Source organism: Kribbella aluminosa (assembly GCF_017876295.1).
In the GTDB taxonomy this organism is placed as follows: domain Bacteria; phylum Actinomycetota; class Actinomycetes; order Propionibacteriales; family Kribbellaceae; genus Kribbella; species Kribbella aluminosa.
This window is the reverse complement of record NZ_JAGINT010000002.1, coordinates 1,006,436-1,030,990: the sequence shown is the minus strand read 5'-3', so window position 1 is coordinate 1,030,990 and position 24,555 is coordinate 1,006,436. Positions and strand designations below refer to the sequence as shown.

At 69.0% G+C, this 24,555-nt stretch carries 21 protein-coding genes; 4 read left to right on the top strand and 17 right to left on the bottom strand.

Annotated features, from left to right (window positions below; genetic code table 11):
• Positions 1-20 precede the first annotated feature (20 nt).
• Positions 21-1,019, top strand: coding sequence for an SPFH domain-containing protein (locus tag JOF29_RS26365; protein WP_209697131.1), 999 nt, complete (start codon positions 21-23; stop codon positions 1,017-1,019).
• 31 nt (positions 1,020-1,050) lie between these two features.
• Positions 1,051-1,926: an NAD(+)/NADH kinase gene (locus JOF29_RS26360; protein WP_209697130.1), complete on the top strand. Its 876-nt coding sequence runs from the start codon at positions 1,051-1,053 to the stop codon at positions 1,924-1,926.
• 346 nt (positions 1,927-2,272) lie between these two features.
• Here JOF29_RS26360 and JOF29_RS26355 read toward each other — a convergent pair whose 3' ends face one another.
• Positions 2,273-3,184, bottom strand: coding sequence for a hypothetical protein (locus tag JOF29_RS26355; protein ID WP_209697129.1), 912 nt, complete (start codon positions 3,182-3,184; stop codon positions 2,273-2,275).
• A 123-nt stretch (positions 3,185-3,307) separates the two neighbouring features.
• On the opposite strand from JOF29_RS26355, the gene JOF29_RS26350 reads away from it, so the two are divergent.
• Positions 3,308-3,553 (top strand): hypothetical protein, encoded by a 246-nt coding sequence (locus JOF29_RS26350; RefSeq protein WP_245359471.1) that lies wholly within the window; start codon positions 3,308-3,310, stop codon positions 3,551-3,553.
• A 126-nt stretch (positions 3,554-3,679) separates the two neighbouring features.
• On the opposite strand, the gene JOF29_RS26345 is transcribed toward JOF29_RS26350, so the two are convergent.
• Genes JOF29_RS26345 through JOF29_RS26280 form a run of 14 tightly spaced genes read right to left on the bottom strand, consistent with a single transcriptional unit; the run spans position 3,680 to position 19,785 of the window.
• Positions 3,680-4,825 (bottom strand): glycosyltransferase, encoded by a 1,146-nt coding sequence (locus JOF29_RS26345; RefSeq protein ID WP_209697128.1) that lies wholly within the window; start codon positions 4,823-4,825, stop codon positions 3,680-3,682.
• A gap of 12 nt (positions 4,826-4,837) precedes the next feature.
• On the bottom strand, positions 4,838-7,468 hold the full coding sequence (locus JOF29_RS26340; RefSeq protein WP_209697127.1) for a glycosyltransferase family 4 protein: 2,631 nt from the start codon (positions 7,466-7,468) through the stop codon (positions 4,838-4,840).
• Positions 7,465-8,766, bottom strand: coding sequence for a nucleotide sugar dehydrogenase (locus tag JOF29_RS26335; RefSeq protein WP_209697126.1), 1,302 nt, complete (start codon positions 8,764-8,766; stop codon positions 7,465-7,467). Before JOF29_RS26335 ends, JOF29_RS26340 begins: the two co-directional genes overlap by 4 nt.
• 25 nt (positions 8,767-8,791) lie before the next feature.
• Positions 8,792-10,006, bottom strand: coding sequence for an acyltransferase family protein (locus JOF29_RS26330; protein ID WP_281067435.1), 1,215 nt, complete (start codon positions 10,004-10,006; stop codon positions 8,792-8,794).
• Positions 10,007-10,010: 4 nt separating this feature from the next.
• Positions 10,011-11,063 (bottom strand): non-hydrolyzing UDP-N-acetylglucosamine 2-epimerase, encoded by a 1,053-nt coding sequence (wecB, locus tag JOF29_RS26325; protein ID WP_209697124.1) that lies wholly within the window; start codon positions 11,061-11,063, stop codon positions 10,011-10,013.
• 5 nt (positions 11,064-11,068) lie between these two features.
• Positions 11,069-12,076, bottom strand: a complete 1,008-nt coding sequence (locus tag JOF29_RS26320; RefSeq protein ID WP_209697123.1) for a Gfo/Idh/MocA family protein — start codon at positions 12,074-12,076, stop codon at positions 11,069-11,071.
• 3 nt (positions 12,077-12,079) lie between these two features.
• On the bottom strand, positions 12,080-13,171 hold the full coding sequence (locus tag JOF29_RS26315) for a DegT/DnrJ/EryC1/StrS family aminotransferase (RefSeq protein ID WP_209700005.1): 1,092 nt from the start codon (positions 13,169-13,171) through the stop codon (positions 12,080-12,082).
• On the bottom strand, positions 13,168-13,779 hold the full coding sequence (locus JOF29_RS26310) for an acyltransferase (RefSeq protein WP_372446360.1): 612 nt from the start codon (positions 13,777-13,779) through the stop codon (positions 13,168-13,170). Before JOF29_RS26310 ends, JOF29_RS26315 begins: the two co-directional genes overlap by 4 nt.
• Positions 13,776-14,960, bottom strand: coding sequence for a hypothetical protein (locus JOF29_RS26305; protein ID WP_209697121.1), 1,185 nt, complete (start codon positions 14,958-14,960; stop codon positions 13,776-13,778). The genes JOF29_RS26310 and JOF29_RS26305 overlap by 4 nt, the downstream gene beginning before the upstream one ends.
• Before the next feature lie 4 nt (positions 14,961-14,964).
• Positions 14,965-15,699 carry a hypothetical protein gene (locus tag JOF29_RS26300; RefSeq protein WP_209697120.1) on the bottom strand — a complete coding sequence of 245 codons (735 nt, stop codon included), beginning with the start codon at positions 15,697-15,699 and terminating at the stop codon, positions 14,965-14,967.
• Positions 15,696-17,018 carry a glycosyltransferase gene (locus JOF29_RS26295; protein ID WP_209697119.1) on the bottom strand — a complete coding sequence of 441 codons (1,323 nt, stop codon included), beginning with the start codon at positions 17,016-17,018 and terminating at the stop codon, positions 15,696-15,698. The genes JOF29_RS26300 and JOF29_RS26295 overlap by 4 nt, the downstream gene beginning before the upstream one ends.
• Positions 17,015-18,109, bottom strand: coding sequence for a glycosyltransferase (locus JOF29_RS26290; RefSeq protein ID WP_209697118.1), 1,095 nt, complete (start codon positions 18,107-18,109; stop codon positions 17,015-17,017). Before JOF29_RS26290 ends, JOF29_RS26295 begins: the two co-directional genes overlap by 4 nt.
• Before the next feature lie 4 nt (positions 18,110-18,113).
• The gene (locus JOF29_RS26285) at positions 18,114-18,902 is read right to left on the bottom strand and encodes an ABC transporter ATP-binding protein (RefSeq protein WP_209697117.1); all 789 of its coding nucleotides are present in this window, start codon (positions 18,900-18,902) and stop codon (positions 18,114-18,116) included.
• A gap of 16 nt (positions 18,903-18,918) precedes the next feature.
• Entirely contained in the window at positions 18,919-19,785 is an 867-nt protein-coding gene (locus JOF29_RS26280) for an ABC transporter permease (RefSeq protein WP_209697116.1), read from the bottom strand.
• Positions 19,786-20,866: 1,081 nt separating this feature from the next.
• On the opposite strand from JOF29_RS26280, the gene JOF29_RS26275 reads away from it, so the two are divergent.
• Positions 20,867-21,856, top strand: a complete 990-nt coding sequence (locus JOF29_RS26275; protein ID WP_209697115.1) for a helix-turn-helix domain-containing protein — start codon at positions 20,867-20,869, stop codon at positions 21,854-21,856.
• A gap of 299 nt (positions 21,857-22,155) precedes the next feature.
• Here the strand turns inward: JOF29_RS26275 and JOF29_RS26270 are convergent, their stop codons facing one another.
• Both JOF29_RS26270 and JOF29_RS26265 read right to left on the bottom strand, forming a co-directional pair.
• Positions 22,156-23,253 carry an aspartate-semialdehyde dehydrogenase gene (locus JOF29_RS26270; RefSeq protein WP_307863696.1) on the bottom strand — a complete coding sequence of 366 codons (1,098 nt, stop codon included), beginning with the start codon at positions 23,251-23,253 and terminating at the stop codon, positions 22,156-22,158.
• A gap of 5 nt (positions 23,254-23,258) precedes the next feature.
• Positions 23,259-24,527, bottom strand: a complete 1,269-nt coding sequence (locus tag JOF29_RS26265) for an aspartate kinase (protein WP_209697113.1) — start codon at positions 24,525-24,527, stop codon at positions 23,259-23,261.
• Positions 24,528-24,555 lie beyond the last annotated feature (28 nt).

The following is a 24,555-nucleotide window of genomic DNA, read 5'->3' as shown; positions in this document are numbered from 1 at the left end:
GACGACAAGGAGAGCAGAAGATGGCAGACATCACCCGGTTCGGCTTCATCAGCCACCTGCGGGCCAACCCGACCACCCACGTGCGGCACCTGCGCAGCGGCAAGGTCGCGCACGACGGCGCCGGCCAGGCGTTCTGGTTCCGGGCGCTGAACTCGTCGCTGAGCGAGATCCCGATCGACGACCGCGAGCAGCCGCTGCTGTTCCACGGGCGCACGCAGGACTTCCAGGACGTCGCAGTACAGGCGACCGTCACGTACCGGGTGACCGACCCGGCGCTGGCCGCGACCCGGCTGGACTTCGGGATCGACCCGGGCAGCGGGCTCTGGCGGTCCACGCCGCTCGAGCAGCTCGGCGGACTGCTGACCGAGCTGGCCCAGCAGACCGCGCTCGACCTGCTCGCCCGGATGACACTGACCGAGGCGCTGTCCGAGGGAATGACCGCGCTGCGTACGGCGGTCGGCACCGGGCTGCGCGAGGACGCGCGCCTCTCCGGTCTGGGCATCGGCGTCGAGGACGTTCGCGTGGTCGCCGTCCGCGCGGAGCGGGACGTCGAGAAGGCGCTGCAGACCCCTACCCGCGAGATGGTGCAGCAGGCCGCGGACAAGGCGACGTACGAACGGCGCGCACTCGCCGTCGAACGCGAGCGGTCGATCGCGGAGAACGAGCTGCAGAACCAGATCGAGCTCGCCCGCCGCGAGGAGCAGTTGGTCAACCAGCGCGGCCAGAACGAACGCGCCCGCGCCACCGAGGCCGCGGCCGCCGATCAGATCGAGACCCAGGCCGCAGCCGGCCGGCAACGCGCACTGGCCGAGTCCGAGGCGGACGCGAAGCGCGTGATCGGCGCCGCGGAGGCGTCCGCCGAGAAGGCCCTGCTGGACGCGTACGCCGAACTCGACCAGGGCACGATCCTCGCACTGGCCATCAAGCAGGGTGCCCTACCGGAGATCGGCACACTGAACCTCACGCCGGACCTCATCACCCCACTGCTGACCAAGCTGGCCCAAGGAGCGGAAGCGTGAGCGGCCACCGCGTGCTGGGCGGTGGGTTCGGATGAGCCTCCCGCCCCGCGCGGTGATCGTGCATCGGGCTACTGAGTTGAGTGAGATGATCGCCCGGCACGGGACGCGGCAGCAGGCCGGGTTCTTTCTCGCCGGGCGTGGGCGGGACCTGGCCGAGCTGGACGCGCGGCACCAGGCGCAGCAGGACGCGCTGGCGACCGTCTCGGCGGCGATCCCGCTGGACTGGCGGCGCGCGGTTGCCGAGCGCAACGATCTCGACCGGTTCGGGTTCGGGCCGGAGGACGTGGTGATCGCGGTCGGCCAGGACGGCCTGGTCGCGAACGTGGCGAAGTACCTGGACGGCCAGCCGGTGATCGGGATCAACCCCGAGCCGACACGCAATCCCGGCGTACTCGTCCCGCACGAACCCGCGGCGATCGCCGATTTGCTGAGGAATTCGCAGGTTGCCGAACGCACGATGGTTGCCGCGAGCACCGATGACGGCCAGCAACTCCTGGCGTTGAACGAGGTGTACGTCGGCCACCGTACGCACCAGTCCGCCCGCTACCGGCTCGCGGCACCCGACGGGCTGCCCGAACGTCAGTCCTCGTCCGGGATCCTGATCGGCACCGGCACCGGGGCGACCGGCTGGTGCCGCTCGGCCTGGCAGGAACGGCGCAGCCCGCTGACCCTGCCGACGCCGACGGACCCGGTGCTGTGCTGGTTCGTCCGCGAGGCGTGGCCGTCACCTGCGACCGGTACGGACAACACCGAAGGTTTGATCAACGCGCCGGACTCGTTGACGATCACCGCCGAGTCGGACCTGGTGGTGTTCGGCGACGGGATGGAGTCCGACACGTTGAGCGTCGGCTGGGGTCAGCGGATCGAGGTCGGCGTCGCCGCGATGAAGTTGCACCTGGTGCTCTGAATCGTCGCGCGCCACGCGGAGTACAGCCGCCGGGCGCGGCGTTGCCGGTCTGGTCGGGGTGCGTGACGCTGGTGAGCACCAGCACTCGGTCCCGCTGTGGGGCGTAGGTCGGCAAGTCGTCGGTCTGCGCCGAGCCAACCACCCGGACGCGGCGCTTCCACCCGAGGTACTTCGCAAACACGTCCGACTCGGCCGGCGACGCCGCCGCGACGTCTGCGGGCCAGGCCTCGGCACCGTTCGCCACCTGCACCAGCAGGCGCTAGCGGGGCCCTGAACATCCCCAAGGGTCTGGAGACAGGCAATTGCCTGTCTCCAGACCACAGCTTGTGTTCACAGCCACAAGACGTCAGCCGCCGTTCAGGGGGTTGTAGGCGGGGGTGAATCGGAAGTAGTTCCAGTCGGGGAAGGTGGTGGGGACTTTGCCTAGGGACTTGATCACGGTTTTGGTGCCTGCTGCGTGGCCGACGGTGTACAGGTGGCCGGTGTTGGTGTCTTTGTCGATGCCCAGGAGGAGGGTGCCGTCGCGGCCGCAGGGGGCTGAGACCAGCTGCTCGAAGGTCTGCCAGCTGGAGGTGCGGACGGGGGTGATGATCGGCTTGAGCGGGACGCTGGTCGGGATCTTGACCGTGTAGAGCCCGCCGGCCCGGTTGTTGGCCAGGAACATGTCGTACGTCGGCGTCGCGGCGATCAGCGTGAAGGACTTCATCGAGCTCATCCCACTCACGTACCCGGTGTTCCGCAGCCCCTTCCCCACCTCCGTCCAGCGCCCGAACAGACCGTACTCGTCCTGCTGGTACAGCATCGTCCGACTCGGCTTGCTACCAGCGGAAGCCTTGTACTGCGACTGGATCAGGAACCGCCCGCCCCACCCGTTCCCGATCCGCTGGAACACCGGCGTGCCGACGAGCTTCCCGTCGCGCCCGACGGTGTACGTGCTCTGCATCAGGTACCCGCTGCCCCACACCACCTTCCCGCTGCGCGTCGTCCGCCCGTTTCCGGCCGGTACGGCGGTGAAGGCCGTCGGCTGCTGGACGGCGTACGGCGTGTTGTACACGTTCGGCGTACTCACGACCGCGCCCGCGCCCGCCGACGTCAGTACCCGGCTGTTCACGCCGCGGGTGTTGATGTCCAGCGACCCGAGCCCGAGCGCGCACGCCGCGGTCGCGGCCGTCTGGGCGTCCGGGGTGGCGACGGCCGGTGGGACCGCCGTACCCAACGAGAGCGCCAGCGCGCCCAGTCCGATTGCTGTTCTCAGCATGGGAATCATCCCCCTTTCAGATCACCTGATGCCGGGCGGACGACAGAAGTTGCGGGTGAAGTTAATACCCGTGCAAAGACACAGTAAGTGAGCCTCTCTCACCGCCACCGCAGGCCCGACCGCGTGAACGTGCCGAACACGTGGGTGTGCTGGGGCGGCGGGAATGCGCTGGACACCGGGTGTTATGCGCAGACACAGATCAACACCGCCGTCTCCGACACGTCAGTCGTCGCCCGGACACTCGCCGATGTTGGCCACTACAAGTCCTTGTACACCAAGGAATCGCTGCGATCGGATCCTTGGTACAACCTGTCGTTCGAGCTGAACGCGGACGACGTGGTGTTCGCGACCGTTCCGTTTCAGGGGTGAACCTGCCAAGCGGCCCGTTCACCGGCTGCATGCGAGCGGTTAACGGGCACGTTCGCAGGTTCACCCCTGAAACGGCCCGGGGCGGTCGCGGCCTGGAAGGTGTTGCACGGGCGGCCGGGCGTGCGGCTAGTTCGCCAGCTCGGCGTAGGCCGCTACCAGGGTGGCGGCGTCTTGTTCCCAGTTGAGGGTTTTGGCGGCGGTGCGGGTGCCCTCGGTGTAGGTGGGGTAGTGCTCGATGAGGGTCCGGACGGCTGCCGTCAGGGACTGGGGGTTGCCTGGTTCGTAGAGGGTGCCGAGGTTGTGTTCCGTTACTACGGCGCGCAGCTCAGGCAGATCCGCGGCCACGACGGGGACCCCGGCGCGGACGGCGTGGAAGAGTTTGTTGGGGAGGGCGAGGCGGTGGTTCTCGCAGGTGTTGGTGAGGGTGACGAGCGAGATGCCGTACTCCCGTAGCGTGGCGTCGACCTCGTCGATGGACCGTTCCGGGACGGTCTCCACCGGCCCCAGATCCAGGCGATAGTTGGGATCCACCGACCCCATCAGCACCGTCCGGAACGGCGCCAGCTCGCGAGCAGCCGCGACCACCGTCGACAGGTCCCGCCCCGCGCCCACCCGCCCGGCGTACAGCAAGCCCTCCGGCTGTGCAGCCGCCGGCGGTACGTCGTCAGCCCGCGGGAATGTGTTCCGTACGACGCGCACGTCCGGCAACCCCCGGGACCGCAGCCGCGCCGCGATCCCGTCCGACACCGTGAACACGACCCGCGCGCGAGCCGCCAGCGAGCGCTCGTACCGCCGCCCACGCGCCCGCCACAACGGCGTCGGCCGGCCCGGCAGCGCCCGGTCGAACCACAGCTCGTGGCTGTCGTACACCAGCGCGGCCGACCACCGCGACGCGTACTCCGCGGCAAGCTCCAACGTGTTGAAGTCATGCGCATGCACGACATCGACAGGCCCGGCCGCCGCCACCCGCGGTGCCGCGGCGACCCGCCACTGCTTCTCGGTGCGGGCCCGGTGCTCCGGCAGCAACAGCCACCGGCCGAACCGCTTGGCCAGCACCTTCGGCCCGGAATGCCCGTGCCCGACGGTCAGCCCGCCGCTCCCGGCCCGCAGACCGGAGGAGCGGGAGACGGACTCCACCGTGACGCCCGGCCCGACCTCGAAGCCCTCCGGAACGTCCCGGCCGATCACATGCAGCGTGTGACCGGCCGCGGCGAGCGCCGTCGCCTCCCGCAGGATCCGCGAGTCCCCGGCGATCGGGGACTGCGCGATCATCAGAATCCGCACTTACTCGCTCTCGTCCTCGCGCACCCATTCGTTCCTGAGGAACGGCAGCAGCACCTCGACCGATTTCCGCCCGTCGTGCACATCCCGGACGAACGACGGCCCCGCGTCGGCGAGCTTCCGCGCGGTGTCGCGCTCCGCGACGAGCCGCTCGATCACCTCCGCCAGGTCGTCCGGCGTCGCCTCGGCGATCGGCAGGTCGGTCGGCAGCAGGTTCCGGACCGGGTCCGCGATGTGCCCGACGGTGACCCGTCCGGCCGCCATCGCCTCGCACGCGAACACGCCGTACGAGCCGAGCAGCATCTGGTCGACCACGATGTCGGCGCTCTTGACCAGCTCGGCCAGTTCCTTGTGCGGAACGTCCTGCACCCGCTGGTACTTGATCAGCCCTCGCGCGTCCAGATCCTTCAGCACCGGGTCGACGTACACCGAACCCTTCAACGCACTCGCCGACGGTGCGTGCAGCACCACCGGCACCTCGCGCTCCAGCACCGGCTGGGTCGAGGCGAACGTGTCGATGTCGACGCTCAGCGGCAACCAGATGCCGTTGTCGACGAACTCCAGCAGGTCCGGCGTCGTCACGAAGATCGGACCGGCCCCGTTGTACCTGCCGAGGTGCCGGCGGACGTTGTTGTTCGCCGACTGCAACCGCTGGGTCAGCTCGTCCTCCGGGTCCCGGAACGGCGAGAACCGGTACTGGTCGCGGTGCTGCGCCGGGTCCCGGATCTCCGACCCGTGGAACACCAGGCCGTGCTTGATCCCGGCCTGGTCGAGCACCGGTACGTCGGCCGTCCACATGTCCCCGGGCAGCTGCCCGAACATCGGCCGGCCGGCCTCGAACAGGAGGTGGGTGACCTCGCGCAACGCGTACGACGTCAGCTCCAGCTGCCACCGCAGGTCCGACCGGTACTGCTTGTACGTACCGGTCCGGTGCACCCGGAAGTCGAACGCACCACTGCCCGTGGTGAGCGACTCGGCCTTGATCTCCGGGTGTGCACGCTCCAGCGCGGTCGCCCACAGCCAGGCCTGACCCGCGCTGTTGACCGGCCCCAGCAGCAGGTGCGTCCCGGTCTTCTCGATCTTGCCGCCCGGCAGCCGGACTTCCAGTTGCCGCCCGGTCAGTTCGCCGTACAGCTCCCGCAGCTTGGCCGCCTGCCCGGCCCAGGACACCTCCTGCTGGTACGCCGGATCGGCGACCCGCTCGCGGTAGCTGTCCAGGTCGGTGAGCACGGTACGGACCTTCGACGCGAGGTCGTGCGCGTCCTCCGCGACGAACACCTCACCGATCCGGGTACGGCCGACGAAGTCCTTCATGCTCGGCATGTCGCTGACCACCACCGGCAGCCCGGCGAAGGCGTACTCGAACAGTTTGTTCGGCAAGGCCATCTCGTGGCTCGGGTAGCGCAGGATCGGGATCAGCCCGACGTCGGCGGTGCGCAGGAACGCCACCACCTCGTCCGGCTTCACCGGGTCCACACAGTGCAGGCGGTCCTCCACCCCGAGCTCGGCGGCCTCCGTCTGCAGCGCCCGGACCGCGTCGTTCGCGACCGCAGGCACGCACACGACGGCCAGCTGCACGTCCGGCAGGTCCACCAGCGCCTGTACGGCGGTGTGGATGCCGCGCGCGCGGGTGACGCCGCCGCTGTAGACGAGCAGCGGTACGTCGGACGCGAGCCCGATCACGCTGCGAATGTCGGACACCTCGACCGACACGTCAGCGGGGTTCGGCGTGTTCATCACCACGTCCGGCAGATGGTCGAGCTTGTGCTCGGTCTGCAGCCGGGTCGCGATCGCCGGGCTGACCGTGATCACCCGGTCGGCGCCGCCGATGTACTCGCGCTCGTGGTTCGCCCAGGCCGCGATCGAGCGCCGGGTCCGGGCGCCGTACTGCGACAGCCCGGCGACGTACTCGTGCGCGTCGTACACGACCTTCAGGTTCCGGCCGCGCAGGCTCGCCCGGCCGGCGGCGCGGGCGGCGACACCGATGACGTGCATGTCGTGCGCGTGCACAACGTCCGGCTCGATCCGGTCGATCAGGTCGCCGAACGCGATCTCCAGGTCCAGCGCCTCGGGGTGCAACTTGCGCCACGGCGCCGGCCACGGCAGCCGGTGCAGTACGCCGTCGTACGCCCGCCAGCTGAACTTGAACGGGGCGTCCGCCTTGTTGCCGACGCCCTTCCGCACCCAGGCGGCCCGCTCGGCCGCCTTCCAGCGGGCCCGGCGGAGCAGCCGGGTAGCCACGCCGGCTTTGTACTTGATCGGGTTTCCCTGGCCCGCTTTGGCCCGTGCGATCGCGTGCCCGGAGTCGGCCTTGAGCTCCTTGAGCTCGGCCGCGATCCGCTGGCTACGCGCCACATAGGTCGCGCGGTACCGATATCCCACCAACGGCGGCCGCCAGCTGCGGTGCGCCGTACGGCTTCGTTTCCGTTCCTCACGCAATGCGTAGGGCACCGCCACCCGGACGATCAGCGCACCGTCGAGGATCTCCCTCGACGGAAGGCCGCCGGCCGAGACCCCGAGCACAGTCACCTCTGCTCCGGTCTCGGCCAGTGCTGCGGCCTCCTTGCGGACCCGGCTGTCGTTCGTGACGTCGTTGGCGACCATCATCACGACCCGCAGGCCGGCATCTGTCACTGGCTGACCGACCTTCCGATCACAATCCGCCGCACGCCCGCCCACTTGGCCGGGTCGGTACGGTCACGACCGTCGACGAGTACCTTCACACCCGGCAGGTCCGCCGGGCCCAGCTGCGCGTACTCCGCGTGGTCCGCCTGCAGCACCGCAGCGTCCACCGGCGAGCCCAGCGTGTACGGCGTGAAGCCGAGCCCCTGGAGCTCCTCGTCGGTGTACATCGGGTCGTGCACGGACACCTCGGCACCGCGCGTCTTGAGCGCCTCGACGGCCGGGAACACGCCGGAGAAGGCGGTCTCCTTCACACCACCACGGTACGACGCACCGAGTACGACGACCTTGGCGCCCTTGAGGTCGCCGAACGCGCCCTCGAGCAGCCCGATCGTGTAGTCCGGCATACCGGCGTTCGCCTCGCGGGCGGCCCGGACGACGGTTGCGTCGGGGTCGGTGTACAGGTACAGCCGCGGGTACACCGGGATGCAGTGCCCGCCGACCGCGATCCCCGGCCGGTGGATGTGGCTGTACGGCTGCGAGTTCGACGCCTCGATGACGGCGTGCACGTCGATGCCGTTCTGGCCGGCGAACCTGGCGAACTGGTTCGCCAGGCCGATGTTCACGTCCCGGTAGGTGGTCTCGGCGAGCTTCGCCAGCTCGGCCGCCTCGGCCGAACCCAGGTCCCAGACGCCGTTCGCGCGGTCCAGGTCCGGACGCTCGTCGAAGTCCAGCACGGCCTCGTAGAACGCCGTGGCCCGCTTCGCGCCTTCCTCGGAGAGGCCGCCGACCAGCTTCGGGTACTTGCGCAGGTCCGCGAAGACCCGGCCGGTGAGCACCCGCTCCGGCGAGAACACCAGGTGGAAGTCGGTGCCTTCGGTGAGACCGGAGATCTCCTCGATCATCGGCTTCCAGCGGCTCCGGGTGGTACCGACCGGGAGGGTGGTCTCGTAGCTGACCAGCGTGCCCGGGGCGAGATGCTCGGCCAGCGAACGGGTCGCGTTCTCCATCCAGCCGAACTCGGGCTGACCGGTCTTCTCGTCCACGAACAGCGGCACCACCACGACGACGGCGTCGCTGTTCGGAATGGCGTCCGCGTAGTCCGTGGTCGCCCGCAGGCGGCCGTCGGCCACGGTCTCGGCGAGCAGCTCCTGCAGGTGGGCCTCACCCGGGAACGGCTCCTGACCGGCGTTCACCAGGTCGACGAACTTCTGGTTGATGTCGACGCCGACGACCTGATGACCCTTGGCCGCGAACTGGACCGCCAACGGCAGTCCGATCTTGCCTAAGGCAACAACACTGACACGCACAGCAACTCCACTAGGTAGTGATTCTTCATCGGGGGCCTCGGAGCAGCCGCTCCATCGGGTGCTCGACGAACTTGTAGAGCACCGCCGAGGCGAAGATCGAAAGGGCGAGTACGCCGGCGTACCAGGTCAGGTTCGACCAGCCGATCGGGCCGGCGATGCCGTAGTACTCCTTGATCGCGTACAGGATGGTCGCGTGGACCAGGTAGAACGCGTACGACCACTGGCCGAGTGCGACCAGCGGCTTGCTGCGCAGCAGTGACCGGCCGCCGCGGACGTCGCGGGCCGCGACCGCGAGGATCAGGAACCCGTACAGCAGCGTGAGGATCTCCTTCTGGCACAGACCCATGGTGACAGCGCCCGGGAACTGGGTCGCGTGCGAACCCGAGTACCAGAGCACGTACAGGCCACCGCCGGTGACCAGGAACGCGAACCACACCGGGATCCGCGGCTTCCACCCGGACCGGAGCGCGATCGCCAGGCCGATACCGAACAGGAACGCCACCGAGTGCACCACCGGTTGCGGCAGGACCGGTACTTCGGTCTTGTAGTGGAACAGCGCCAGCCGATAGGCGCCGCCGAGGACGATCACCGCGACGCAGATGATCAGGCCGCCGGCCGTCTTCAGCTTCCGCGTCGCCCGCCAGACGAACGGGAAGTACGCGTAGAAGAACGCCTCGACCGACAGCGTCCAGCCCGCCGGGTTACCGCCGTACAGGATGGTCGGGTTGTTCGACCAGCCGTGCAGCAGCAGCGCCGACAGCACCAGCACGGTGATCGAGACCGGCTTGATCCAGGACATCCCGGCCGGCGGGTCGACCCGGTAGAAGACGAAGAACGCCGCCACCAGCGTGAGGACGTACAGCGGGAAGATCCGGGCGAACCGGCGCCGGTAGAAGGTCCGGATCTTCGTCCCGGGCCGCGACGACCAGGTCAGCACGAATCCGGACAGGACGAAGAAGAACGTGACGCCGGAGGTGCCGTACTGCAGGAACTTGTAGATCGGCAGCGGCGCCAGCTGGGTCATGTGATGGCAGAACACGAAGAAGGCCGCCCACCAGCGCAAACCGGTGAGCGACTCGACTCGTGGCAATCTCGCGTTGACATCTGGCGGACTCGCATCCGCCGAGAAGGTCCGAGATTCTGTACTGTCAGGCGCGCCGGTACCTGGGGTCGTGACAGCAGCCGACCCGGGGGCGTCCTGGGTCGGCTTCGTCTGGTTCTCTTCGGCGGCCTTCGTCATGTGGTTACTCCGCGAGAGTGGCGACGACACGCTCTGCAGCGTGACCGTCGCCGTACGGCATTGGGCGTCCCCCCGTGGGAGCCGGCCGTGCAGCCAACTGGGGCAGCTTACTCACGTCGGATGTCAACACGTTCCATCCGTCCGCCAGCGTCTCGACCCATTCGGTCTCGGTGCGCAGCGTGGTGCACACCCGGCCGAGCAGGAAGGCCTCCTTCTGGAGACCGCCGGAGTCGGTCACCACACCGGCCGAGCCGAGCACGGCCCGGACCATCTCCGGGTACGCCAGCGGCTCCCGGACGTGCAGCGACCCGTCCGGGCGCTCCAGCTTGATGCCGTGCTCCGCGCACTTCGCGACCAGTCGCGGGTGGGCGAGCAGCAGGACCGGCGTACCCACCGCGGCGAGACCGTCGACGATCGCGGCCAGCCGCTCCGGATCGTCGGTGTTCTCGGCCCGGTGGATCGTCGAGACGACGTACTCGCCCTGCTTGAACGGACCGTCCAGCGGCTTGTCCTGGACCGCGTCCCGGACCCGGAAGCACACGTCGGTCATCACGTCGCCGACCAGTCGAGACTTGTCCGTCAGGCCCTCGTTGGCCAGGTGGTCCATCGCCACCTGGGTGGGGGCCAGCAGGAGATCCGCCGCGTGGTCGGTGAGAACCCGGTTGTGCTCCTCCGGCATCAGCCGGTTGAAGGAGCGCAGCCCGGCCTCCAGGTGCGCGACCGGCAGGTGCATCTTGACCGCGGACAGCGCACCGGCGAGCGTCGAGTTGGTGTCGCCGTAGACCAGCACCCAGTCCGGCTTGTGCTCGTCCAGGACGGCATCCATCGCGGCCAGCATCGCGCCGGTCTGGACGCCGTGGCTGCCGGACCCGACGCCCAGGTGGACGTCCGGGTCCGGAATCCGCAGGTCGGCGAAGAACACGTCGGACATGTTCTTGTCATAGTGCTGCCCGGTGTGCACGATCACGTGCTGGTGCTCGGTAGCCGCGAACGCCTCCGCCACCGGCGCCAGCTTCACGAACTGCGGGCGCGCACCGACAACGCTCAGGACCTTCATGACTACTACTGCTCCCCGGCGATCGGGACGGTACGGGCCTCGGCCGCGGACTGCAGAACGGCCTCGGCCACCTTCACGGTGGTCAGGCCCTGCTGCAGCGTGACGATGTCGGCCTCCTTGCCGAGCACCGCGTCGCGGAACGACTCGTGCTCGGTGCGCAGCGGCTCCGGCTTGCTGATCGCGTACCGGACCATGTCGCCCTCGCTGACGCCGCGGAAGTGCGCGACGTCGTCCCACGCGGTGACGACCGTGCCGTTCGCGTGGAAGGTCAGGTCGGCGGTCAGGGTGTCGGCGATGAAGGCGCCCTTCTCACCGGTGACGACGGTGAGCCGCTCCTTCATCGGGGACAGCCAGTTGACCAGGTGGCTGGTGACGGTGCCGTCGGCCAGCTTGCCCGTGACGGCGATCAGGTCCTCGTACTGCCGCCCGGACTTGTGGGCGCTCTGCGCGGCCACCGTGACGAACGGCGACTGCGTCACCCACGCGGTCAGGTCGATGTCGTGGGTGGCCAGGTCCAGCACCACGCCGACGTCGGCGATCCGGGCCGGGAACGGACCCTGGCGGCGGGTGGTGATCTGGTAGATGTCGCCCAGCTCGCCGGCCTCCAGCCGCGCCCGGAGCGCCTGCAGCGCCGGGTTGTACCGCTCGATGTGGCCGACCGCGCCGACCAGGCCGGCCGCCTCGAACGCCTTCGCGATCTCGGTCGCCTCGGCCGAGGAGCCGGCCAGCGGCTTCTCGATCATCGCGTGCACGCCGGCCTCGGCCAGTGCCTTCGCGATCTCGGCGTGGTACTGCGTCGGTACGGCGACCATGCAGTAGTCGAGCTTCTCGGCGATCAGCTGGTCGATCGTCTCGTGCACCGGACGGCCGCCGGCGACACCGAACTTGTCACCGCCCGGGTCGGCCACCGCGACCAGGTCGACGCCCTCGAGGGACGCCAGGACGCGGGCGTGGTGCCGGCCCATCATGCCCAGGCCGATCAGGCCCGCACGCAGGTTCGCTGTGTTCGACATGGATCACGCACCCGCCTTCGCCACGGTGTTCACCGCGGAGACGATCCGGTTCAGGTCGTCCTCGGACAGCGACGGGTGGACCGGCAGCGAGAGCACCTCGGCCGCGGCCTTCTCGGTCTCCGGCAGGTCCAGCTCACGCTGGAACGACGGGAGCCGGTGGTTCGGGATCGGGTAGTACACGCCGCAGCCGACGCCGTACTCGGTCCGCAGCGCGTTCGCGAAGCCGTCGCGGTCCTCGGTCACCCGGATCGTGTACTGGTGGTACACGTGGCTGGCCTCGGCGGCCACGGCCGGGACGCCGACACCGGCGAGGTTCGCGTCCAGGAAGGCCGCGTTCTCCTGCCGCTGCTTGGTCCAGCCGCCGACCTTGGTCAGCTGCACCCGGCCGATGGCGGCGTGCAGGTCGGTCATCCGGTTGTTCAGGCCGACGACCTCGTTCTCGTACTGCTTGAGCATGCCCTGGTTGCGGAACAGCCGCATCCGGCGCTCGAGGTCCGCGTTCGCGACCGAGTTCATGCCGCCCTCACCGGACGTCATGTTCTTGGTCGGGTACAGGCTGAACATCGCGAAGTCGCCGAAGGTACCGACAGGTGCGCCGTTCCAGGTCGCGCCGTGGGCCTGCGCGGCGTCCTCGAAGATCTGGATGCCGTGCTTGTCGGCGATGGCCTGCAGCGCGGTCATGTTGGCCGGGTGGCCGAACAGGTGCACCGGCATGACGGCCTTGGTCTTCTCGGTGATCGCGGCCTCGACCGCGGCCGGGTCCAGGCAGAAGTACGTCGGCTCGATGTCGACGAACACCGGCGTGGCGCCGGTCAGCGCGACACTGTTCGCGGTCGCGGCGAAGGTGAAGGACGGGACGATGACCTCGTCACCCGGTCCGACGCCCGCGGCCAGCAGGCCGAGGTGGAGACCCGACGTGCCCGAGTTCGTCGCGACGCACGCACGGCCGGAGACCAGCGCTGCGCCGAACTCCTGCTCGAACGCCGCCACCTCAGGACCCTGGGCGAGCATGCCGGACTGCATGACACGGTCGACAGCCTCGCGCTCCTCCTTCCCGATGATCGGCTTCGCGGCCGGAATCGGCTGCACCATCAGTTCTCCTCCGTTGCTTCACCGGCCGGCCGCAGCCGTCCGTCGGTTTCGATGTACATCTCGCCCGTGTTCGGGCACTTCCACTCGCCGTTCCCGACGTCGAGCAGCGGGACCCCGGCCTTGCCGACCCATTTGAGCCGACGAGCCGGAACCCCGGCGACCAGCGCGAAGTCTGGCACGTCCTTGGTCACCACCGCACCGGCGGCGACGGTCGCCCAGCGGCCGATGGTGACCGGAGCCACGCACACGCTGCGCGCACCGAGCGAGCAGCCTTCCTTCATCGTCACCCCGACCGGTTCCCAGTCGTGCCCGCTCTTCGGCGAACCGTCCGGGTTCACCGCGCGCGGGAAGTAGTCGTTGGTGAGTACGACGGCCGGCCCGATGAACACGCCGTCCTCGAGGGACGCGGGCTCGTACACCAGCGCGTAGTTCTGGATCTTGCAGTTGTCGCCCATCCGGACCCCGGTCCCGACGTAGGCGCCGCGGCCGACGATGCAGTTCTTGCCGAGGACCGCGTTCTCACGGATCTGGGCCAAGTGCCAGACCGCCGAACCGTCGCCGATCCGGGCGCTGTCGTCGACGTCGGCGGATGGCGCGATGCGGGACGTCACAGGATCTCCTTCGGGATGAGCCAACTTCTCAGTACTTCGGCCGAGCGGCGTCCGTCGTGCAGCTCGGTCACGAAACCGGGGCCGGCGGCGGCCCGCTCGGCAGCGGTGTCACGATCGGCGATCAGCCCGCCGAGGACATCACCCAGGGTGTCGGGATCCGCCTCGACGATCGGCACCTCTCGCCCAGTCAGACTACGCACCTTCCGGCGCACCTCGTCACCGACGTACGAAACCACGATCCGCCCGGCGGCCAGGGCCTCCGCGGCCGCCACGCCGTACAGGCCGATGTGCAGCTGGTCGACAACAATGTCGGCGTCGCCGATCACCGCCGGCATGTCCTGGTGCTGGACGCCGCTGATCCGCCGGTACTCGACCAGACCGCGGTCCTGGAGGGTCGTGAGGACCTCGTCGATCTCCTGTGTGCCTTTGAGTTTCGCGTTCGACGGGACGTGCGCGACGACCGGCTTCGCCGTACTGAACAGCGGTCGGGCGGCCCGCTGCCAGGGCGCCGGGTCGATCGCGACCGGCAGCCACTGAGCGTTCGGTACGTCGTCCAGCAGGTCGACCGTGGAGACGAAGACGGGGAGTCCCAACGATTCCACCAGCTCGGCGTGCCGGCGGGCCTGCGGCTCGAGCCGCTCGGTCAGGTCGTCGCCCGGGGCGAACGGCGACCAGCGCTCGCGCTTCGCGTGCCGGCTGGGCAGACGGATGTCGGAGCCGTGGAAGAGCAGTGCGACGTTGACGCCTTTGCCGACGAGCTCCTCGACGTCGGGCTGCGCGTCGGCGAACCCGCGGGCGCCGAACAGTGGGCGCAACGACTCGACCATCACGTGCGTGTACTGCGCGACGTAGTGCTGCTGGGCGCGCTGCCAGCGCGGCTGACCGAACCAGGCCAGCGGTACGCCGTAGTCGTCGGCGAACTGGAAGCGGCCCTTGCGGTGAAAGGCGAACGAGACGGCGGCGACGTCCGGCAGGGTGTTCGCGGCCTGTGCCCAGGCGTGCCCCTGCCCGGCGGAGTTGGTCGGTCCGACCAGCATCCGCACGGGCGTCGTCGGTACCGACGGGAAGGCCGGTAGCTGAGCGAACGAGTACCGCACGCCCCGCAGGCGCCGCCGGACCGCTCCCGCGGTCCGGGCCAGTGGCGCCGGCAGGTGCTCGCGGATCGCGCGCGTCACCGTCACTGTGTCATCCATTACCTACTGGGGCCTTCATCATGTCGAGCTCGCGGCGGGCCGCGGGCAGGCCGAGCACCACGGGGGTGCTGGCCTTGCGCTGGCCGAGGTTCCAGCCGGCCCAGATGGCGCCGGCGTCCAGCGCGATCACGACATCGGCGTGGTCGATGGCCGTCAGCACGTCACGACGGCTGAGGACGCGCTCCCAGTAGTTCTTCCCGAGGTCGCTGGTGGCGCGCTGCCCACGCAGGAACTTCACCGGCGCCGACCCCTTGATTGCCGGCGGCAACATCCGCCCCGCAACCTTCCGCGCCTTCCGCGCCCGCCACTCCACAGCCTTGACAACCCGCTTCGCCCCGGTCGGCCGCGGCTTCGCCGCAGGCTTACCCGCCGCTCCGGCACCAGCAGCCGGCTCGGCGCCTGCAGCCGCAACCTGGGCTGCCGCCGGGGCCACCTTGGCCTCGTCCTCGACGACGGTTGCCGGATCGGCTACCGCTTCCGGCGCGATGACCGCGTCGGGAGCTTCGTCGGTCGGCTCCGCGCCGGGCTCCGGCTCGAGGGCTGGGGCAGCCGGCATCCGGCCCGGGCCGATCAGCGTGAAGGTGTTGACCTTGTCGGCGACCCACGCCGACGGCGCCACCCAGCCGACCACGTCGATGGTGAGGTTCTGGTCGCCGAGGTCCTCGCGGACCTGGTCGAAGTACGTCGGCGGCAACCGCCGGGTCGACAACAGCACGACGTTGCTCACGCTGCCACCCCCTGCACACTCGCCGCCAGCGCTTCGATCCGCGGATCCAGCTGCAGGTCCCGCCGGTACGACGCCCCGAACTCGCGCGCCTTCGCCCGGATCCCCTCGTCCGCGGTCCGCGCCGCGTGCGCCGCCTCGACCAGCGCCGCCGCGATCGCCTCCGGCGTCACGTCCGCGACCGGGAACCACAACGGATGCCCCCGCAGTACGTCGGACGCCGCGTTCTCCGGGTCGTGCACCGACACCACCGGCAGCCCGGTCGCGAGGTACTCGAACACCTTCCCGCTGGTCACGTACCGCCCCTTGCCCAGCATCAGCAGCTGCGCGTCGAACTCGTCGTACGCCTTCGCGATCTCGGCCTTGCCGACCGGACCCTCGTAGCTGACCCCGGCATCCGCGGCGGCGTTGATCGTCGCGAGCATGTCCGCCCGCGGCTGGGCGTAGTACCCGAGGTAGCCGTAGATCTTCGCGCGCGCGCCGGCCAGCTCCCCGGACTGCTCCTTCGCCAGCTGCCAGCCCTCGACGAACTCCTTCAGCGGCACCTTCGGCGACACGGTCCCGACGTACCCGAATACCAGCGGCCGGTCCGTGACCGCGCCACGGTCCTGCGTGTCCGGCACCAGGTCCGGGTCGAACCCGTTCGCGACCGTGTGCATCCTCGACGCCTGCGCCGGGTAGAGCTTCTCGTGCCACTCCTTGATCGGGTCGTTCACGAACCAGACCTCGCGAGCGGACTCGACCAGCTTCTTCTCCCAGCGCGCGGCGCGGCTGTTCGGCTCGTGCAGCCGGTCACCGGTGAACACGTCCAGCAGCCACGCATCGCGGTAGTCCATCACGTACGGCACCTGGAACTTCTTGTGCAGGTGGTACGCCGCCGTGAACGCGACGTGCGGGTTGGCCGTGGCGACCGTGAGGTCGACCTTGTGCGCCTTGTGGATCCGCTCCGCGGCCTTCTCGATCACCGAGCGCCAGGGCCCGTACCCGCTCTCCGGGAACGGGATCTGGTCCTGCTTGGTGCGCCACTTGGCCCAGAGCTTCGGGTTCGAGGCGCGGCGCTTCGACCAGCGGCGCAGGTCGGCCTCCAGGATCGGCCACTCGAACGGCACCCGAACGACCTCGACGGAGGGGTCGACCCGCTCCTCGAGGGTCAGGTCCGCGCCGGTGAACCGGAAGAACGTGTCGCGGTCGGCCGTCAGCACAGTCACCTTCCAGCCGAGCGCGGCGAACCGGTTGGCTGTGGCCAGTGCCCGGTAGACACCGCCGCCCCGGCAGGGCGGGAAGCCCCAGGCGACGTACAGAAGGTGTGGGCGGTTGGTCATGCAGGTCCTCTTAGCAGGTTGAGAATCGCGTCGGCCAAATCGTCGTACGGCGTGGTCGTGGGCAGATGGTCGGCCGCCCACTGCAGCGCGTGGTCGCGCAGCTTCTCCAGCTCACCCGGGTCCGCGGACCAGCGCCGCAGGGTCTCGGACGCCTCCGCCACCGAGTCCACCAGGACTCCGCCACCGGACTCCTCGATCACCTTCGACTGCCGGGGCAGCCGGGTGGACAGCACGGGAAGGCCGCTGGCGAGGTACTCGTAGATCTTCGACGGCATCGCTTCGATGAACGCCGGGGTCGGCTGCAGCATGGCGAGGCTCGCCCAGGCGCCGTGCGCGATCCGCCAGGCGTCAGCGGGTGGCTGGCGCCCGTGCAACCGGACGCGGCCGCCCAGGTCGGGCTGCGCGATCCGGGCCTCGATCCGGTCCCGGTCCGACGGTGCAACCGGGCCGACCAGGTCGAGAGACCACTCCGGCGCCCCGGCGACGGTCTCGACCATGTCGAACAGACCACGGCTGGTCCGCAGATCCCCGACGTACACCGCACGCGGCGTGCCGGTCGGCGGGGACGGGGCCAGGAAGCCGTGGTCGGGAAGGTTCTGCACCACCAGGCGGTGCTTAGCATGGTGCGGCGCGAGGTGCGAGTCGGCGACCACGGTCAGGTCGGCACCCGCAGCCAGTTTCGAGCCCGCCCGGACGATCAGCCGGGCCGGCAGACCCGCCGGTCCTTTCGCCCAGGCACGGTCGGCCAGCAACCGCTCGTAGTCCTCGTGCACGTCGACGACGAGCTTGCGCCGCCGGAGCATGGTGACCAGCCGGGTGACCGGGATCATGTCCGGGTCGACCGTCATCACCACCTTGGCGTTGGTCCGCCACGGCAGTACGGCGGTCCGGGCCAGCCGCTGCACCAGGCTGCCGCGCGGCCCGGCGTGCACCGTCGCACCGGCCGGGCCACCCTCCGCATCACCGAGGCCCCACAGCTCGACCCTCAGGTCGCGGTGCTGCAGGGCCGCGGTGATCTTGTGCAGGCGCGCATCGGCCACGTCGTGGCCGGTCGTGATGATCCCCACGTCCGGCGCCGTGCTGCGTGACATCGCCTCAGAGGTCCTCGAGTGAGACAGCTTCTTCTTCCCCGACCTGCAGGAACTTGGTGTAGGCCTGGATCACCTCGTTGGGCTCGCCGCGCATCATCAGCTTGCCCTTGTGCAGCCAGATGCAGTCGTTGCACATCTCGCGGACACTGCTCATCGCGTGGCTGACCAGGAACATCGTGCGGCTGTTCGTGACCAGCTCGGACATCTTCGCCGCGGCCTTGGTCTTGAACGACGCGTCACCGGCGGACAGCGCCTCGTCGATCAGCAGGATGTCCGGGTCCATGTGCACCGCGACCGAGAACGCCAGCCGGCTGAACATGCCGGACGAGTACGTCCGCATCGGCATCTCCATGAAGTCGCCGAGCTCGGCGAACTCGGCGATCTCCTCGTACCGCGCCTGGATCTCCTTGCGGCTCAGACCCGCCGCCAGGCCACCGAGGACGACGTTCTCCTTGCCGGACAGGGCGGCGTTGAAGCCGACGCCCAGCGACAGCAGCGTGGAGACCCGGCCGTGCACCTCGATCCGGCCCGAGGTCGGCGGCAGAATGCCGGCGATCGAGCGCATCAGCGTCGACTTGCCGGCGCCGTTCGCGCCGATGATGCCGATCGTGGTGCCGTGGTTGACGTCGAACGACACGTGCTGGACGGCCTCGACCTCGCGGACCGCGCGCTCGCCGCGGCCGAGCCGGACGATCGCGCTCTTGAAGGTCGGCACCCGCTCGAACGTGGTCCGGTAGGTGATCGACACGTCCTGCACCTTGACGGCGGGCAGGGTGGACGTGGTCTTCTGCATCGGTTTCTTCTCAGTCTCAGAGACGGACAACGAAATCACGCTCCCTCGACATGAAGAACAACGAGCCCACGACGAAGGCCAAGACGGCCCAGAACGCACCGGCGAGCCAGAGCTGCATCGGCGGAATGTGCCCCTTGACCAGCAGGTCGGTCCAGCCGCCGAGCAGCGGGTACAGCGGGTTGTACTGGATGAAGCCCTTGAACTTCGGCGGTGCCTGCTCGATGAACCACAGCACCGGGGACATGTACAGCCAGATGCGCACGAAGTACGGCAGGAAGCTCGCCGTGTCCCGGAAGTACACCTGCAGCGCGGCGAAGATCATCCCCATGCCGGCGGCGAAGACCGTCAGCATTACCAGGAACGCCGGCGCCAGCAGCATCTGCCAGCGCAGCTTCTGCCCCATCAACACGTGGATGACGAGATACACCACCAGGGTCGGCACGAACCGGAAGAACGCGGTCCGCACCGCCGACAACGGCAGCAGCATCCGCGGGAACGACTGGTTCATCAGCAGCTTGCCGCCGCCGACGACGCTGGCCGCACCGGCCGTCATCGCACCCGAGAAGTAGTAGAAGGCGAACAAGCCGCCGCACATGTGAGCGAACCGCAGTCCCGCATCGATCTTGGCACCGCCACCGCCGATGATGTCGGTGAGCAGGTAATACACCAAGGCGAGCAGCAGCGGGTTCAGGACCAGCCACACCTGCCCGAAGAAGGTGTTCGTGTGCGCACCCCGGATGTTCGTCCGGGACATCTCCGCCGCGAACTCCCGTCGCTGCCAGAGCGCCTTGAAGTAGGGGCGCATGGCCGGCAGTCCGACCTTGTGCGGTTCGTACACATGCACCGACGGGTTGAACTCCTCGTCGACGCTAGTCGCGTTCATGCAGGCGATGCCTCTCTCTGCCGGAAATTGGATCCACGATGGCCGATCACCTGGGTTTCGGCGGGTACCGTCCGGGGTATGGCGGCGGGCCACGCGGACCGGAAAGCAGAGTATCGGATCCGCTCGGACGCCGACGACACAGCGGTCCTCCTTAGTGAGCAACAACGTACGGACGGCTACCGAGCGTCGTTCCCCGCTGCATCCACAACACCTGCGTCGTCCTTCGCCGATCGTTACCCGGAATATACATTTGACAGCCAGTGGCGGCCAAAACGCCTTCCAGGCAAGTCAAATCGCGGTCAAATCATCAGGTACGACGCTACGCTCCGGCGCGAAGTTGGCGTGACGCGGCACACCAGTTCAGCGGCAGGACCCCCGAGAGCCGCGCACGCGGGCCGGACGTGTCACGCAACAGCACGTCCGGACTCCCCGTGGACAGCCTCACCATCCACGGAGCACCCGCCGGCGACTCCCGGGGTTCCACCAGCGATCCGGGCACGCGTCCGCGGTGGGCGGTCGCGGACGGCGGCACCGGATCCATCGGCGCGATGACCAGGGCGGCGGTCATCGGCCTCCCGAGGCCGGTGGTGGAGGTCAGCGCTACGCGGGATCCCTGCGAAGATGCCTTCGCGCCGGCAGACCGGACACGACGGGCGGCACACGGCGGAACCGGTCGCATCGGGCACTCCTCCTCAATCGGCCTCACGATTGGAGATGCCACAGTTTGTACACCCTCAGGCACAGCCGGTGATGGCACGGAAGTGCGAGGGCACCGATGCGCCGGATCGAGATCCAACCGAAACCGGCTCCGCTGACGGGACAGCCAACACACGCCAGAATTGGAACAGCAGCCCGGCGGCGCTCAGGTGGTCCGTCGCCGGGCTGCTGGACCTCAATTCTCGCTCACGACTGCGCGGAAATGGTGGCCAGATGGTGACACGGCACAAGAATGCTGACAGGACAACAAATATCGCTGCACGCAGCCGCACCGACACGGACCGTGCGTTCCGTGCTGGACCAGCCCCTCTAACCTGGAGGGACGGTAGCGGGCGGTGACAGCGATCGGCAGGGAGGAGGGGTCGTGAGCACAACGGACACGGAGCGTGCCGACCACTTGAAGGTGCTCGGACTCAACGACGACGAGATCAGGGTCTACCAGCATCTGCTGCGGACCGGGCCGTCGTCGACCGTCGAACTGGACGACGCCGTACCGGACCGGGCGGGTTCGATCGACAGCACGCTCAGCGGACTGGTGCAGGCCGGTCTGGCGCGGCGGTCCGGCTCGGACCACTCCCGGTACCTGCCGGTGCCGCCGGACGCCGGCCTGGAGGCGATGACGCTGCGCCGCGAGTCCGAGCTGAAGCAGGCCCGCATCGAGGTGCTGAACGCGTACGACGAGTTCCGCCGGACCGTGCACAACGAGTCCACCACGCACCTGATCGAGGTCGTCACCGGTAGCGCGATCGTCGAGCGGATCCATCAGATCAAGGGCAGTGCCCAGCGCGAGATCCTGGCCATCGACTCCCCGCCGTACTACATCGGCGGCCCGAACCAGGAGGAGATCGACCACCTGAAGCGCGGCGTCGGCTACCGGGTCGTGTACTCCCCGGAGTCCGTCGAGGTCCCCGGCTACCTGACAGAGAACATCCTCCCGTGCGTGGAGGCGGGTGAGCAGGCGCGCGTGCTGCCCGACGTACCGGCGAAGCTGACGATCATCGACGGCTCGATCGGGTACGTGTCGATGTCGGTGCGCGACACCGACGTGAACCGCTCGCTGCTGATCATCCGGCCGAGCAGCCTGCTGACCGCGCTGATCGGGATGTTCGAGCTGTGCTGGCGCAACGCGCTGCCGCTGCACGCGTCGGTCGGCGCGGAGGACGACCGGCTCGAGCCGATCGAGCGCCGCCTGCTGGCCCTGCTCGCGACCGGTGCCGCGGACGACACCATCGCCCGTACGCTCGGCATCAGCCGCCGGACGTTCTTCCGCTACCTGGAGCGGCTGATGAACCGCACAGGCGCCAGCACACGCTTCCAGCTGGCCCTCCACGCCGCCCGGGAGAACTGGCTCTAGAAGGCCCTGCGTCGAGTGGCTGTGGCAACCACAGCCACGACCAGCCCGACCACCCCGCGCCGTTGGGAACGCGAGAGCGCCCTCGGGACCGACGGGCAACTCGGGGCTCGAAAGCAACCCCACCACCGCTCCAGAGCTCGAAAGCTCAGCACCTGCCGAGGGCTCGACAGGTCAGCACCGGTCGAGGGCTCGACAGGTCAGCACCGGTCGAGGGCTCAACAGGTCAGCAACGGTCGAGGGCTCGAAAAACAACCCCGCCCCCGAGCGGAGCGAGGGGCGGGGTCTTTTAGCTTTTGTTCTTAGGCTTCGGCGGGGATGAACTCCTTGGCGACGACCTCGGCGATCTGCGCGGTGTTCAGCGCCGCACCCTTGCGCAGGTTGTCGCCGCAGACGAACAGCTCCAGCGCATTCGGGTCGTCGAGCGACTTCCGGATCCGCCCGACCCAGGTCGGGTCCGTACCGACCACGTCCGCCGGCGTCGGGAACTCCCCTTCGGCCGGGTTGTCGAACAGCAGCACCCCCGGGGCGTCCCGCAGTACCTCACGAGCCCCGTCCGCGTCGACCTCCTGCACGAACCGCGCGTGCACCGACAACGAATGCGTGGTGACGACCGGGACCCGCACACACGTCGCGGACACCTTCAGATCCGGCAGCCCGAGGATCTTCCGGGACTCGTTGCGTACCTTCAGCTCCTCCGACGACCACCCGTCGTCCTTCAACGAGCCGGCCCACGGTACGACGTTCAGCGCCAGCGGAGCCGCGAACGGACCGAGGTCGTTGCCGACCACCCGCCGTACATCACCCGGCGAGCTCCCCAGCTCGCGGTTGCCGGCCACCTTCGCCAGCTGGTCGTACAACGCGTCGATCCCGGACTGCCCGGCTCCCGACGCTGCCTGGTACGACGCGACCACCAGCTGCTCGAGCTCGTACCGGTGGTGCAGCGCGCCCATCGCGACGATCATCGACAGCGTCGTGCAGTTCGGGTTCGAGATGATGCCCCTCGGACGATTCCGGGCGGCCTCGGCGTTCACCTCGGGGACCACCAGCGGCACGTCCGGGTCCATCCGGAACGCGCCCGAGTTGTCCACCACGACGGCGCCCTTGGCGGCCGCGATCGGCGCCCAGTGCGCGGACACCTCGTCCGGTACGTCGAACATCGCGACGTCGATGCCGTCGAAGGCGTCCTCGCTGAGCGCGATCACCTCGACGGTCTCGCCGCGAACCACGAGTTGCTTGCCCGCGGAGCGCTCGGAGGCGATCAGCCGGATCTCGCCCCAGACGTTCTGCCTCGTGGAGAGCAGGGTGAGCATCACCGACCCGACGGCGCCGGTCGCACCGACCACCGCCAGCGAGGGCAGACCCGTCCGGTCCTCGATCGTGTTCTCCACAGCGCTCACAGGGGTCACCGTCCCGTTCCTCCGTAGACGACAGCTTGGGTGTGCTCGTCGTCCAGATCGAATGCGGTGTGCGCCGCGGTCACGGCGGCATTCACCAGGTTCTCGTCCACGACCACCGAGATCCGGATCTCCGAGGTGGAGATCATCTCGATGTTCACGCCGGCGTCGGCGAGCGCGGAGAAGAACTTCGCGGACACGCCCGGGTGCGAGCGCATTCCGACTCCGACGACCGAGACCTTTCCGATCTGGTCGTCGTACAGCAACTGCTCGTAGCCGACCTCGTCCTTCATCCGCGCCAGCGCGGACATCGCCCGGGCGCCGTCGGACCGCGGCAGCGTGAACGAGATGTCGGTGCGGTTCGTGGACACCGCGGACACGTTCTGCACGATCATGTCGATGTTGGTCTCGGCGCCGGCGACCGTCTCGAAGATCCGGGCGGCCTCACCGGGCTTGTCCGGTACGCCGACCACGGTGATCTTGGCCTCACCGCGATCGTGGGCCACTCCGGAGATGATCGCCTGTTCCATTTGATCCAGTTCCTTCGCATCGACGACCCAGGTGCCTTCCTTCTGCGAGAAGGAGGAACGCACGTGGACAGGGACGTTGTAACGCCGCGCGTACTCGACGCAGCGCAGGTGCAGCACCTTCGCGCCGCAGGCGGCCATCTCGAGCATCTCCTCGTAGGAGATCTTCGGGACATGCCGCGCGGCCGGCACGATCCGCGGGTCCGCGGTGAAGATGCCGTCCACGTCGGTGTAGATCTCGCAGTAGTCCGCGTTCAGCGCGGCGGCGAGCGCGACCGCGGTGGTGTCGGAGGCGCCGCGGCCCATCGTGGTGATGTCCTTGGTGTCCTGGGCGACGCCCTGGAACCCGGCAACGATCGCGATGTGCCCCTCGCCGAGCGCTTCCTCGATCCGGCCCGGCGTGATGTCGATGATCCGGGCGTTGCCGTGCGCGGACGTGGTGATCACGCCGGCCTGAGAGCCGGTGAAGCTGCGTGCTTCGTACCCCAGGTTGGCGATCGCCATCGCCAGTAGCGCGGCCGAGATCCGCTCACCCGAGGTGAGCAGCATGTCGAGCTCGCGCGGTGGTGGCAGCGGAGAGACCTGCTGGGCCAGGTCCATCAGCTCGTCGGTGGTGTCTCCCATCGCGGAGATGACGACCACCACGTCGTTCCCGGCCTTCTTCGTCGCGACGATCCGTTGGGCCACGCGCTTGATGCCATCGGCGTCGGCGACCGAAGAACCGCCGTACTTGTGCACGACGCGTCCCACAGTGTTGTCTCCTCAAACCACTGGTTGC

Coding starts and splice junctions, on each gene's coding strand:
- JOF29_RS26365 (WP_209697131.1), top strand. CDS start 21: ATGGCAGACATCACCCGGTTCGGCTTCATCAGCCACCTGCGGGCCAAC.
- JOF29_RS26360 (WP_209697130.1), top strand. CDS start 1,051: ATGAGCCTCCCGCCCCGCGCGGTGATCGTGCATCGGGCTACTGAGTTG.
- JOF29_RS26355 (WP_209697129.1), bottom strand. CDS start 3,184: ATGCTGAGAACAGCAATCGGACTGGGCGCGCTGGCGCTCTCGTTGGGT.
- JOF29_RS26345 (WP_209697128.1), bottom strand. CDS start 4,825: ATGATCGCGCAGTCCCCGATCGCCGGGGACTCGCGGATCCTGCGGGAG.
- JOF29_RS26330 (WP_281067435.1), bottom strand. CDS start 10,006: ATGACGAAGGCCGCCGAAGAGAACCAGACGAAGCCGACCCAGGACGCC.
- wecB (WP_209697124.1), bottom strand. CDS start 11,063: ATGAAGGTCCTGAGCGTTGTCGGTGCGCGCCCGCAGTTCGTGAAGCTG.
- JOF29_RS26320 (WP_209697123.1), bottom strand. CDS start 12,076: ATGTCGAACACAGCGAACCTGCGTGCGGGCCTGATCGGCCTGGGCATG.
- JOF29_RS26295 (WP_209697119.1), bottom strand. CDS start 17,018: ATGACCAACCGCCCACACCTTCTGTACGTCGCCTGGGGCTTCCCGCCC.
- JOF29_RS26290 (WP_209697118.1), bottom strand. CDS start 18,109: ATGTCACGCAGCACGGCGCCGGACGTGGGGATCATCACGACCGGCCAC.
- JOF29_RS26285 (WP_209697117.1), bottom strand. CDS start 18,902: ATGCAGAAGACCACGTCCACCCTGCCCGCCGTCAAGGTGCAGGACGTG.
- JOF29_RS26280 (WP_209697116.1), bottom strand. CDS start 19,785: ATGAACGCGACTAGCGTCGACGAGGAGTTCAACCCGTCGGTGCATGTG.